Source organism: Corynebacterium sp. HMSC074C04, assembly GCF_001838295.1.
GTDB classification, from domain to species: domain Bacteria; phylum Actinomycetota; class Actinomycetes; order Mycobacteriales; family Mycobacteriaceae; genus Corynebacterium; species Corynebacterium amycolatum.
On sequence record NZ_KV836271.1, the window covers coordinates 87999 to 100370 of the forward strand.

At 60.2% G+C, this 12372-nt stretch carries 12 protein-coding genes and 1 pseudogene; 7 read left to right on the top strand and 6 right to left on the bottom strand.

Annotated elements, in window-relative coordinates:
- Nucleotides 1–34: 34 nt before the first annotated feature.
- Nucleotides 35–180, top strand: a pseudogene (locus HMPREF3011_RS10960) (transposase); the annotation flags it as partial.
- A gap of 208 nt (nucleotides 181–388) precedes the next feature.
- Here the strand turns inward: HMPREF3011_RS10960 and serS are convergent.
- Nucleotides 389–1651, bottom strand: a complete 1263-nt coding sequence (serS, locus tag HMPREF3011_RS04210; RefSeq protein WP_038626983.1) for a serine--tRNA ligase — start codon at nucleotides 1649–1651, stop codon at nucleotides 389–391.
- A 47-nt stretch (nucleotides 1652–1698) separates the two neighbouring features.
- Entirely contained in the window at nucleotides 1699–2349 is a 651-nt protein-coding gene (locus HMPREF3011_RS04215; RefSeq protein WP_038626986.1) for a LysE family translocator, read from the bottom strand.
- A gap of 194 nt (nucleotides 2350–2543) precedes the next feature.
- On the opposite strand from HMPREF3011_RS04215, the gene HMPREF3011_RS04220 reads away from it, so the two are divergent.
- From HMPREF3011_RS04220 to HMPREF3011_RS04230, 3 genes are all read left to right on the top strand, one after another.
- On the top strand, nucleotides 2544–3794 hold the full coding sequence (locus HMPREF3011_RS04220; RefSeq protein WP_222867040.1) for a septum formation family protein: 1251 nt from the start codon (nucleotides 2544–2546) through the stop codon (nucleotides 3792–3794).
- Between the two features lie 47 nt (nucleotides 3795–3841).
- Nucleotides 3842–4186: a metallopeptidase family protein gene (locus HMPREF3011_RS04225; protein WP_038626990.1), complete on the top strand. Its 345-nt coding sequence runs from the start codon at nucleotides 3842–3844 to the stop codon at nucleotides 4184–4186.
- A 78-nt stretch (nucleotides 4187–4264) separates the two neighbouring features.
- Nucleotides 4265–4810, top strand: coding sequence for a DUF1707 SHOCT-like domain-containing protein (locus HMPREF3011_RS04230; protein WP_038627001.1), 546 nt, complete (start codon nucleotides 4265–4267; stop codon nucleotides 4808–4810).
- 34 nt (nucleotides 4811–4844) lie between these two features.
- Here the strand turns inward: HMPREF3011_RS04230 and HMPREF3011_RS04235 are convergent, their stop codons facing one another.
- Both HMPREF3011_RS04235 and pheA read right to left on the bottom strand, forming a co-directional pair.
- Nucleotides 4845–5636, bottom strand: coding sequence for a histidine phosphatase family protein (locus HMPREF3011_RS04235; RefSeq protein WP_038627004.1), 792 nt, complete (start codon nucleotides 5634–5636; stop codon nucleotides 4845–4847).
- 3 nt (nucleotides 5637–5639) lie between these two features.
- Nucleotides 5640–6575, bottom strand: a complete 936-nt coding sequence (gene pheA, locus HMPREF3011_RS04240; protein ID WP_038627007.1) for a prephenate dehydratase — start codon at nucleotides 6573–6575, stop codon at nucleotides 5640–5642.
- Nucleotides 6576–6608: 33 nt separating this feature from the next.
- On the opposite strand from pheA, the gene HMPREF3011_RS04245 reads away from it, so the two are divergent.
- Complete coding sequence (locus HMPREF3011_RS04245; RefSeq protein ID WP_038627010.1) at nucleotides 6609–7997, top strand: amidase; 1389 nt, start codon at nucleotides 6609–6611, stop codon at nucleotides 7995–7997.
- Here the strand turns inward: HMPREF3011_RS04245 and HMPREF3011_RS04250 are convergent.
- Nucleotides 7994–8803, bottom strand: coding sequence for a fructosamine kinase family protein (locus tag HMPREF3011_RS04250; protein ID WP_038627012.1), 810 nt, complete (start codon nucleotides 8801–8803; stop codon nucleotides 7994–7996). The two genes, HMPREF3011_RS04245 and HMPREF3011_RS04250, sit on opposite strands and share 4 nt — an antisense overlap.
- Nucleotides 8804–8934: 131 nt before the next feature.
- Here HMPREF3011_RS04250 and HMPREF3011_RS04255 point away from each other — a divergent pair, with 131 nt between their 5' ends.
- Nucleotides 8935–10338 (top strand): LCP family protein, encoded by a 1404-nt coding sequence (locus tag HMPREF3011_RS04255; protein ID WP_224792260.1) that lies wholly within the window; start codon nucleotides 8935–8937, stop codon nucleotides 10336–10338.
- 103 nt (nucleotides 10339–10441) lie between these two features.
- Here the strand turns inward: HMPREF3011_RS04255 and HMPREF3011_RS04260 are convergent, their stop codons facing one another.
- On the bottom strand, nucleotides 10442–11359 hold the full coding sequence (locus HMPREF3011_RS04260; RefSeq protein ID WP_038627014.1) for a DUF5926 family protein: 918 nt from the start codon (nucleotides 11357–11359) through the stop codon (nucleotides 10442–10444).
- Between the two features lie 675 nt (nucleotides 11360–12034).
- Here HMPREF3011_RS04260 and HMPREF3011_RS11210 point away from each other — a divergent pair.
- Nucleotides 12035–12205 (top strand): hypothetical protein, encoded by a 171-nt coding sequence (locus HMPREF3011_RS11210; protein WP_168168153.1) that lies wholly within the window; start codon nucleotides 12035–12037, stop codon nucleotides 12203–12205.
- Nucleotides 12206–12372 lie beyond the last annotated feature (167 nt).

Consider the following 12372-nt stretch of genomic DNA (forward strand, 5'->3'; position numbering starts at 1 on the left):
CCAGGTCGACGGCATGCTGGAGGACTTCCCTGCCTCCGAGGCCTTGGATCGAGTATGCCGGAAATCGGTATCAAGACCGCAGCACAAATCTTGCTTTCCATCGGTGATGGATCCGACTTCGCATCCTCTGGCCACCTGGCCGCCTATGCAGGAATTGCTCCTGTGACACGAAAATCAGGCCCACCAACACCAGTTGATGGGCACAATAACCATGTCTAAACCTACCCCCAAGAGTTTCACTTAAAAACTCCGATTTAGGCTTGACAAAAACATAGGGACGCCCCCTAGGGCACTTCACGACACCTATGGCACCTCATGCCAGCTGTGGAGGTGGCATGAGGTGCCATAGGTGTCGTGAAGTGAGTGTGTGGCTGTGTCGGGGCCACACCTACTTAACCGGCTCGAGAACTTCCTTGCCCATCATGAACGGACGCAGGGCCTCCGGAATCACCACAGAACCATCGGCCTGCTGGTGGTTTTCCAAAATGGCGACCAGCCAACGCGTCGTAGCCAGCGTGCCATTTAGGGTGGCGCAGTACTGGGACTTGCCATCGGCATCGCGGTAGCGGGTCTTCAAACGACGAGCCTGGAAAGTCGTGCAGTTCGAAGTCGAGGTCAACTCGCGGTAAGTGTTCTGCGTCGGCACCCACGCCTCGGTATCGAACTTGCGGGCAGCCGATGCACCCAGGTCACCACCAGCAACATCGATGATGCGGTACGGAACATCGACCGCGGCCAGCATCTCGCGCTCCATGTTTAGCAGCTTCTGGTGTTCTGCCTCCGCCTGCTCCGGCGGACAGTAGGAGAACATCTCCAGCTTGTCGAACTGGTGCACGCGCAGGATTCCGCGGGTGTCCTTGCCGTAAGAGCCCGCTTCACGACGGAAACAAGAAGACCAACCAGCGTAGCGACGCGGCCCCTCCGACAGGTCAATAATCTCGTTGGAGTGGTAGCCGGCCAGCGCGACTTCCGAGGTACCGACCAGGTAGAGGTCATCTTCCTGCAGGTAGTAAATCTCATCGGAGTGCGCACCGAGGAAACCGGTACCCGACATGGTCTCCGGACGAACCAGCACCGGCGGCACCATCAGCTGGAAACCATTCTGAGTTGCCTTCTGAGCAGCCAGGTTCATCATGGCCAGCTGCAACATGGCACCGTAGCCGGTCAGGAAGTAGAAGCGGGAACCGGAGACCTTGACGCCACGCTCCATATCAATAAGTCCCAGCGACTCACCGAGGTCCAGGTGGTCCTTGGGCTCAAAATCGAACTGTGGAATCTCGCCGATTTCCTCCAGCACGACAAAGTCATCTTCGCCACCGGCGGGCGCACCCGTAACGATGTTGCCAATCAGATACTGAAGACGCTCGACCTCAGCCTCGGCTTCCTTCTGCTTCGCTTCGGCTGCCTTCACGGCGTCGGAAAGCTCCTTGGCCTTCTCCAACATGGTCGGACGCTCTTCCTTCGACGCCTGACCAATCTTCTTACCGAAGCCCTTCTGCTCCGAACGCAGCGCGTCGGTGGAGGCAATAACCTCACGGCGCTTAGCGTCAGCTTCCAGCAGCTGATCGACCAATGCCGGGTCCTCACCACGGGTGCGCTGGGACTCGCGGGCTACTTCAGGGTTTTCGCGGAGAAATTTGAGATCAATCACGTCCCCTAGAGTACCTGGTTTACGTCGGCAAGCAGGCACAAGGCATGTTAGAGCGCCGCTTCCGCTCCTGAGGCGACCAGCAGCGCGCCGAGGACGAGGAAGATTACACCGGCGACAGTGTCAATCCACGGCCCTGCCAGCACCATTCGCTTGACGACGGCATCCGTCGACACCACGATTGCGATAAATAGGAAGAAAGCGATTTGGGAGACGATTAGCACCAGTGTACAAAGCACGAGCGTCCCCACAGATGCGCCCGCGGGAATGAACTGTGAAAGCACTGCGGTGAGGAAGAGAACAATCTTCGGGTTCGACATGTTGGTGAAAAAGCCCTGGCGGAACGTCGCCTTCGGCGACCGGAGCGCCTCGCTTCCCAGGGCTGGTGCGGCACCGGCGCGCAGTTCGCGGAGGGTATTGATGCCTGCCTTGGCCATACTGATGCCCATGTAAATGAGATAACAGCCACCGACAAGTTGAATTACGCCCATCAGCAAAGGATTGGCGGTAATGACGGCTGCGAACCCAAAAACTGTGAGGGTCATCCAGATTGTGGCGCCAGTACTGATACCCGCGACTGCCGCGATGGCGTGCCTTCGGGATTTGGTGGCAAGGCGCAGGACTAAGAAGACGTCAGGCCCTGGTGAGGCCATACCAATAATGTGGACGCCCAGCAGGCTAAGTAGTGCAGTCCAGGTCAAGACTCGTGTCCTCGGGTAGCGAACAAATACCGGACTATTGTAGTGCTTAAAACTCTTGAGCAAACTCGGACCGCAAACTCGGACAGAGCGTCAATGGCAGAGCTCCTTGCCACGACATCGACGCTCATGGGGACGTTGTCGCTTTTAGCGTTACCTTGTCCACAGGCTCATTGGCGGTGCACAATGGGGTCACTATGGCTGATGACAATATGAACCAGGATCGCGAGCACGCTGCCGCCACAGACACTGACTCCGGTGCAGGTACTGGCGCAGATGCCAGCGCTGGTGCATCCTCCGTAGCCAGCAACGATGCCAACGCTTCGAATAACTCGCGTGGAAGCTGGGGAATGCGCGCTTTGTCGACGGCAATGCTGGTCGGCGCCGCGGGGATGGCATTCGCGCTGCAAGCGGGAGTCATCGAGCCACCGAGTGGGCCACTTGGGGGCAAGGGTTCGTCGGCAAGCGCGTCATCGTCGACAACGACCATCGTCGACAAGGAGACGACGGCGTTCACCAGTGCAACCGCGGGCAACTGTCTGGACTGGAACCTGGCAGAAGATTTGAATGTTTCTGACTTCCGCGTCGTGCCCTGTGAGCAGCCGCACGCTTATGAGGTGGCCAAGAAACTGAATCTCGCCGATTACGAGGAACATCCGGGGCAATACGCCAAAACTGCCAACTACCCGACAGCAGACAATTTGGTGGCTCTGCAAAATGGCGTGTGTCGCAACACTGTGACTGAATACCTGGGCGGCCAGTACGATCCAGACGGTCGATTTATCACGGCACCGATCATTCCTTCGCCTAGCCAGTGGGAAAAGGGTGACCGAACCTTCCTGTGCGGTATCCAGGTCGTCGATGAAGACGGCAACACGGCGCACATGTCCGGTCCTGCGGCCGGGCAGGACCAGTCCCGCGTGTTCGAGGGCGGCCGCTGCGTGACATTGGACGAAAACGGCGCCATCCGCCAGGTGCCGTGCGTGGAAGATCACCTGATGGAGTCGACGGGAATTGTCAATCTCCGCGACCACTTCGGTGACAATGTCCCCACTGACCAGGAGCAAAATGATGTGCTCGCAGAGCAGTGTGTGACTCTGGCGCAGAATTACCTCGGTGGCGACGACCCGCTGTACAACTCAACGCTGCTGCCATTTTGGACGTCACTGTCGCAGGAGTCGCTCAATGCTGGCTCGCGCAGTGTGAACTGCTGGTTGATTAAGGACAATGGCCAGGGCGGGTTCGCCACTCTCAATGGCCACGCTAACGAGTCCTTCACTATCGACGGCCAGCCGCCCGTGGCTCCGCCACCGCGCAATCCGCTGCGGGAGGAGCAGGGTGACGCTGGCGCTGGCGCTGGCACAGGTGACGTCGGTGAGGTCGGTGCCGACGGTACTGGCGCAGGAGCAGGCGCTGCGGATAACGCAGTCGCTCCCGCCGGACAGTAGAACAATCGGCCAGTAAAACAAGAGGACATTGCGAGGCAGCACCATAAATGGTTGACGTTAGCCCGGAGCGGTTCGATGCACTTGTCGATGAGGCCATCGACCGCATCCCCACGCAGTTTCTCGACCAGCTCGATCAGGTCATCATCCAGGTCCACCCGTATAACCTCGACGAGCCCACACTGCTGGGCCTCTACGAGGGGATACCTCTGACCGAGCGTTCTAACAACCACTGGGGTCCACCTGACCAAATCAGCCTGTATCGCGACATGCTCTGCCGCATCAGCCGCACCGAAGAGGAGCTGGTGGAGCAGATTCGGGTCACTCTCCTGCATGAAATCGGGCATTATTTCGGCCTCGAGGAGGAGGATTTGGACCGACTCGGCTACGGGTAATTTTGTCCCGCCGTGCACGGTCTCGTTCCTCTCGCGATGCTGTCCCCTCCCCTCTTCTTCCCTGTAACCTTAATAACCATGAGCGACAACTCGAGCGAGAAGCCAGAAATCAGGGTCGGCGACAGGGAGCGCAACGCTGCCATGGAGCGTCTCGGCAATCATTTCGCTGATGGCTACTTGGATGTCGATGAGTTCTCCAAACGCGCCGAAAGTGCTGCTTCCGCTAAAACTCGGGCAGAACTGCAAACTCTCTTCGCGGACCTGCCCGCTGAGGTCTCCCCCGAGAGTTCACAGGGCACCCCGGCTAATCCGCAGCATCAAAGTGTCGATCAAGAGCTGCAAAACCTGATGAAAAAGGGCCGCCAGCTCAACATTGTTGATTCTGCTGCAGGCGTTATCGTATGTGTCACTATCGTTCTGATGTTTTTCACCAATATCGATAACGCGTGGCTCGGCTTCATCGTCGCTGCGGCCGTTGCCCTTATCGGGCGCGCCGCCTTGAACATCAATGATGACGAAGAAGAGCTCCTCAACGAAATCAACGAAGAGGAATCCAAGCGTCGCACAGAACGCCTACGCCTGGCAGCTCAGAAGCGCCGCGAGATTCAGGAGGGCCAGCAGTAACGGTCAGCAGTAACGGTCGCCGTTTCGCTCCCTTCTAGGGCAACTCGCTGTCGCCCCAGCGACGCACATCCCACGCGCCCGGTTCAATGCCAGCACGCTTGCCGACGGCCACTGCGTTCGGAACCAGCTCAATTCGCTCGGTATTGGCAATGCGGTGTCGCAGTGCGTATTCCGGATCCACCCCGGTCAGATACTGCCCAATCAGACGAATAGCCGCGCCGTGGCTGACAATGACGACATCCTTGCTGCTGGCCTCCCTGGACTCCTTGGATTCACCACCTGTCGCTCCTGCCTGCTCCAGCAGCTGCTGTAGCGTCGGCAGGTACCGATTCAGCACGTCAGCACCGGATTCACCGCCGGGAAGGCGGTACTCCAGCTCTCCATTGAGCCACTGATAGAAGGCGCGCATGTACTCCATGTGCGCATCGCGATCATTGCGCCCCTCAAGATCGCCGGCCTGAATCTCGTGGAGACCACCCTCATGGCGGATGCGAACGGAAGTCTCTCCCAGGTGGTGCAGACTCGCGACCGCGCCTGCACCAGTTTGGCGTGCACGCAGGGCATGGGATGTGACAATGTCACCGATTCTGTGGACGTCGGGAAGCAAAAGACGTCCCAGACTGCGCGCCTGCCTCACACCGAGGTCGGTGAGCGGTGCGCCCGGCAATGCGGTATCCAGGCGGCGGTTGATGTTGCCGGTGGTCTGCCCGTGGCGGATGAAAATGATGCGCTGGGAATCAACCGGCATGACAGATTCAGGGCGGTCTGGGCGGTCATCGAGGAAAGGCAGCTGTCCAACTGGATTTTCGGGCGCGGTGGGTGTCATGTTTTACCTTCGTCCTTCCTTGAGCGCGTCGACCCATTCAATTGACTGGGAGATATCCGGCGGCGGGGTCATAATGCTGCGGCGACCGCCCTCAGCAACCGGCCAAGATCCCAGATACCGCAGGTCTTCGGCGTATTCGTGCAGTGCCGCGAGAGCCGCCGCAACCTGTGCATCATAAACGTGGCCGTTGCAGTCGATGTAGAAGCGGTAGAGGCCGAAGAGCTCGCGTGTCGGCCGCGACTCGATGCGGGTGAGGTTGACCTGTCGCACTGCGAACTCATTCATGGCGCGCATCAGTGTGCCGGGCTGGTTCGGCAGCGTGAAGGAGACCGAGGTGCGGTCGGCGCCGGTGCGCGGCGTCGGCACACCAGGGCGCCCCACCAGCAGGAAACGGGTTCGGGCACCGCGCACGTCGGCGACCTCAGTGGCCAGCGCCTCAAGTCCGAGCAGCTCACCCGCGCGGGCCGGGGCAGCGCAAGCGTCGTGGGTACCCTCGGCGACCTGGTGAGCCGCCGCCGCATTGGAGCTGGCCTGATGAACTTCCACGCCCGGAAGGTTGGCATCCACCCACTGTTTGACCTGCGGATACGCCACAGGATGTGTCGTAAAAGTACGCACCTGTTCCGCCGTCGTACCGGGACGGACCAGGATAGAGAAGACCACCCCGACCTCGGTTTCACGGAAAACCTGCAGCTCCGGCCCAGCAGCGAGGGCATCAAAAGTTGGTGTGACGGGACCGTCCACGCTGCTTTCGATAGCCACGCAGGCGAAGTCCGCTTCCCCTCGGCGCACGGCTCCAAGCGCGGCCGCGGGACTATCCACCGGCACGGCATTGACCGCGGATTCCCCTGCAGGATCAATCTCGCCAGCACGCGCCATGTCCCACAGCGCCTGCTCGGTGAATGTGCCCGCTGGACCCAAATAAGTAACCGTCGTCATAAGCTCAGATTAGAGGGCTTCTACACTTATTGCATGACCTTTTCTTCCGAGATGCCCGCCCGCGCCCTCACTGAAGCCGTGCGCAGTGGCGCAATCTCGGTATCGGAGATCGTTTCGGAATTCGCCACGCTTGCCGACGACGCCGCGGCCAATCCCGCCCGTTTCGGTATTGCCACGTCCTTGGCCGAGCACGCTGTCGACCGCGCACGCAGCCTCACTGCCCAATCAGAGGCCGCCCGGCGCGCTAGCCACGGCCTCCCGCGTGACCTCCTGGGACTGCCAGTGGCGATCAAAGACCTATTCACCATCGCCGGTGTCAAATGCACGATGGGCTCCGCCAACTTGGCTTTCACCGCCACCGAAACCTCGGAACCCGTGGCGAAACTTCTGGCTCGCGGCGCCATCCTCACGTCGACTACACACACCTCCGAGGTTGGGATGACGGCCTACACCGAGCCGATTGGCTACCCGGCTCCGGAAAACCCCTATTTCGCCGTGCCCGATCAGCTGTCCAATCAACCGGATACCACGCCACGCACTCCCGGTGGTTCCTCGGGTGGCAGCGCGGTGGCTGTCGCAACTGGTGTCGTTCCCGCAGCTCTGGGCTCTGACGGTGGCGGTTCCATCCGCGTGCCTGCCGCCTGCTGTGGCCTCGTTGGGTTGAAGCCAGCACACGATATTGCGGGTGGAAATCTCTCCACGCCTGCCTTTCTCACTCGCACAGTCGATGACGCAGCGCTACTGGCCGGGGTGCCCTTTCCCGCAACCTCGCATGTTTTCCGACGGTCCCAGCGCCCCCTTCGCATCGGTGTCACTATCAGCCCTTTTCATGCTGAGGTGGACGTCGATAAGCGCTGGGCAAACGGTGCGTGGGCGGCGGCTGACCGTCTTGCCGACGCCGGGTATGAGGTGGTGGAAGTGCCCAGCCCCTATGACCCGGCAGGTCCGGACGTGTTCGAGATCTTTCGACGGACCATCACGCGAATGTCCACGAAATTACCGCGCGCGGACTACTCCGAGATCGTGCAGTGGATTCGCGCCTGTGGCCAGGAGATTTCCGCAACTGAGGCGGCGGCGACACATCAGCAGCGGATGGCTCTGCCCGGCGCGATTCGATCGCGTTGGGAAGTCGATGCGGTGATTACGCCAACGCTGGCGTTTGATCCGCCACGTATTGGGCATTTCTCTGCGTTGGCGCCGTGGGAGGACTTTGACGAGCAAACCCGGTGGACACCGTGGTTGTCGCTGTGGAATCTGACTGGGTGGGCAAGCGTGTCCATGCCAATTGCTGTGCCGGGCACAAGCGGCAGCACACCCAATGCGAAGCTCCCCGCCACCAGCGTCAACATCGGTGCGGTGCACTGCGGTGAGGCAGAGCTACTGGAGATCGCTAGCGTGCTGGAGGCTGCTAACGCCAGCTAACGCACGTACTTCGCTGCCATTGCCGCTGCCTGTCCGGCGTATCCGCCACCAAATAGCACCGCGTGCATGAGCACCGCGTAGAGCTGGTGGAGTTCGCAGCTCTCGGCGAAATCCGGCAGGGGATGTACAGATTCGTAGCCACGCAAGATCTCATCGAAGTGCGTTGCCCCGAATAGCGCCAGCAGTGCCAGATCTTCCTCGCGGGCTCCGCCGTGTGCCGCGGGGTCAATCAAGATCGCGCCGTCTGCATCCCACATGAGGTTTCCCCACCACAGGTCACCGTGGACACGCGCGGCGTCTGGCTCGTTGTCGAAATCTCCAGCCAAGAGCCGATCAATGAGCTGGTCAAAGATATCTAGCTGACGGTTATTGTAGGAGTTTTCCAACTTTCCCAGCGCAGGCAGAAGACGTCCTTTCGCCCAGTATTCACCGAAGCTCTCCCGTGGAGTCAGGTCCATCTGTAGTGGCTGATCCAGCGGACCGAAGTAGCCGTGCCCCTCCCACTCATCGGGGCCGGCACCCCAGCCAGCGGCGCCCAGATTGTGGGTAATAGCCAACGATTTTCCAAACTCGTACGCTGCCTGTGGATTCGGCGCCATCGACTCAATTCGACGCAATTTCAGCGCATGCCCGCTCACGCCCAGCACATCCACGACGCGCGCACCACCGTCAGATTCGCCCTCGCGCAGCCAGTCCAGCCCCGCCGCCTCACAGGCGAAGAACCCTCGAGGGACACCATGTCGGCTCTTGACATAAACATCCGACTCGTTGACTGCGCATTCGTAGTTCTGGTTCATTGCGGACATATTTCCAGCATATTCTTCTTCGGTCCCAAACCCTTTCAGCACGTCGCATGCAGGGTAACGCCAGCGCTACCACTACTTGTATTGCTGTGTCGGTTCTCTTAGTGCACTGTCGTTGCCTATTCTTAATTGGTATGGAAGGCAACTTCGACGACTCGCGCATTGCCCGCGACCGATACGGCAGACCGCTCAAAGATCGCTATGGTCGCCCCATCTACCGCCGTGTGGACGAGGCGTCGCCGAAGCATGCTCGCCCCCGTGAGGCCGATTCGCGTGGCGCTTCACGACGCCCCATCCCTCCCCGCCCTGACCGCCGTTCTCGGGCAGGGGCAGCCCGCCCAGCGCCTATGCCTCCACGCAGGTCTAGGCCGCAACCAGAACGTCGGCAGGCGCCACTGAACGAAACGCGCATTGAGTCCCGTCCACCGATGAACCGGACCGGTAGCGGACGCGCTGGCAGCGATCCGCGGTTTCCTCCACCCGGCTATAACCCGGATGCGGATTTCCAATCTTCCTCGCAGGGTTCGTCGCAGGACTACTACAGTGCCCCACAAGCAGCGAGTTCTGGCCGTGGTGGACGCCGCAGCAGTCGTGGCGGAGCCGGTGCCAGGTCGAGCTTCCACACGCGACGCATGCGGCTGCCACGCTTGCGCTTTAAATCCATCATCCTGGTTGTCGTCATCTTCCTTGTCGCCACGATGGCACTTGTCGACATCCGCCTGACCAGGGTCGACGCGTTCTCAGGTCTGACAAATCGCCCTGCCAATACGATGTCCTCCAACTGGTTGCTCGTCGGTTCGGACTCTCGTACGGGCTTGTCAGAGGAAGATGCCGCCAAGCTGTCGACGGGCAGTGGTGATTTCGGCCAGCGCACAGACACCATCATGATTGCCCACATTCCGGTGTTCGGTAAGCCGAAGTTGGTCAGTATCCCGCGTGACTCCTTCGTGGATATCCCGGGCAATGACAAAAACAAGATCAATGCGGCATTCGCATTTGGTGGCCCCCAGTTGCTCATCGACACCGTAGAGAAAAACACTGGGATTCACATCGACCACTACGCCGAAATTGGCTTTGGCGGTTTCGCCGGTGTCGTCGACGCTGTCGGTGGCATCGAAATGTGCCCTGAAGAAGCCATCGACGACCCGCTGGCAGGCCTGAATATTCAGGCCGGTTGCCAGAAATTCGATGGCGCGAGTGCCCTGGGTTACGTGCGCACGCGTGCTACCGCCCAGGGAGACTTGGACCGCGTAGAGCGGCAGCGTGAATTCATGAGTGCGCTGATGGGACGGCTGAAGTCACCTGCGGTATGGCTCAACCCCTACCGCTGGATTCGCCTGGCCAATGCTGGCACTAAGGCCGTGCTCGTCGGCGATGGTGACCATGTCTGGAATCTGACCTGGCTGATGTTGCGCATGCTGTTCGGTTCCGATTCTCTTACCGTGCCCACCTCAGGCGCCATGGATACCGGTTATGCGGGCAATGTGCTGCTCTGGGACGAAATCGAAGCGCCAACACTTTTTGCGGAGCTGAGATAGCCAAGAGAGTAGCTAAAACTGCTTCAGATAACTTAGAGACAACTAACGCGTGTGGCTCAGCTTTTCGCTGAGCCACACGCGTTAGTTCTTAAACCAGTTCCGCCTAGTTCCGAATGGTCACCTGACGGGACACGATGGTCTCACGGGACTTACGCTCCTCGGCGGTCAGCGGCTCTTCGCTGGCCAGCGCCTCAGCGATACGCTTGTCGGCCTCTTCCACGGCAGCAATCCAGTGGTCGTGCGGCTTGGTGTTATCCAGGTCCCAGACCGGCACCAGCACGCCATCGGTACGGAAGACACCGGCGAACTTCGTGCCCTCGCCCAGCGAGAGGTTGTCCGCAGCGTGCACGCGTGCCAAGGCATCCAGCAGCGGCTTCTCATCTTCACGACGCACCCAGCGGATGTGGGCGCGCTCGCCCGGATCAATCCACCACACAGCACCAGCGGCCTTCGCATCCAGGCGGTATGACGGGAGAATCGCGTCGTTAGCCACGGCCAGGTTCTGCTCGATCATCGGGGTGCGTTCAATGCCCTTGGGAATCCACCACTCGAAGTCCTGGTGGACCTCCATGTTGTCGAGATCCACGGCGGTCAGGACGTCGGTAAGCGGTGCAGCCTCGCCGTCAGTAGCGGCCGAGAGCTGCTGACCCGGCTCTGCATCGCGAGCCCATGCCAGCGCACGGGAGAGATCCGCAGCGCCGTCATTGGTGCGAGCCTGCGTCTGCAGCGCGACGAAAGCCTCATTGCCCTGGTCAGCGGCACGCGTCAGTGCGGCTACGCCACCCGGCAGCACGGTGCAGAGCTTGATGTCACGCTCAGCGTCAGCGACCGTGACCGGAATGACCACAGCCGGAGCGAACTCGCGGACAGCCACGATGTCAGCCTCTTCGTCGAAGTCTTTGAACGGACGCGGATTGCCCAGCAACGCTGCACGCTCAGCAGCGCGGGCTGCCAGCTTCGCCTGACGGCGGCTCATGCCCTCCGGGGCCTGATTATTCTTCTTACGAGATTTCTTTCCCACAAGGCCACAGAATACCTATTCGCAGTCCGTAATTCGCGACTGCCTGGGCTACTTATAAAAATCGTCGACGAATTCGCTCGCCGTTCCTTCGAAAAGCTGCTTGTCGACGGCCAACGCGCCCGCCTCCCCTTGTTCATCGGTAGCTTCGCTGGGGATGAAGCCCTTGGACCAAAACCGGGCTGGGTGCACTCGCGACCTGCCCCAACGGGAATGTTGCGATGCACTTCCTCGGGAGCCAACACGTAGCGGAGTAGCCGCGCCGTAAGGGCAGTTGTCACACAAGCTAAAACAGTGATGATTCCGGCCTGGAAGTATGTCCTGGACACGTCGGCAGCGATAAACCAACCCGTTGCAAGGGGCCACAAAACGCAGGCCAGATACCAGATAAAGCGACCTGGCCTCATTACGGCAGTGACTCCTGTTTCAGCCAACGCGACCACGGGCCCCGTGATGTTGCGCACTGGCCACATGTGCATCGTGCGCACATCCGTTGCCGTGCGCGACAGCAGTGGGCGGGCATACGTTGCGCGGTCACGCAGCACCTGGAGAGTCTTGTAGACCGAAAAACCCAGACCAATGAGGGAAACCATTCCGCAGAGACCGAAAGCCCATGCTCCCAATTCGCCGAGGAGGGAAACCACCAAATCCTGGCCGGGGCTCAGGATGCTCATCCAGATGAATACGGTAAATGCGGCGAATACTCCGGCGCCGCTCATTGCCCATCGAAAGACGCTGTCCGCACGCTTGCGAACAATCTCATCGGCCTTCCAGCGCGGCGTCGCACCTGTGATGGCCGAATCCGAGACAGTCGGCTGCCAGCTCTGCTGCGGTGGCAGCACCACCTGAGGTGGGGACTGCTGTGGCTGCTGTTTTGGAGACTGCGGCGGCACAGCCCACCCCGCGTTTTCTGCCTGTTCATTAGACATTTTCCGCAGGGCTCCTCTCGTACGCGCGGCCGGCTTCTTCCGCAGTCTTTTCTCCCACGGTGTTTTTAGGTGCGCTCCCCCTAACCT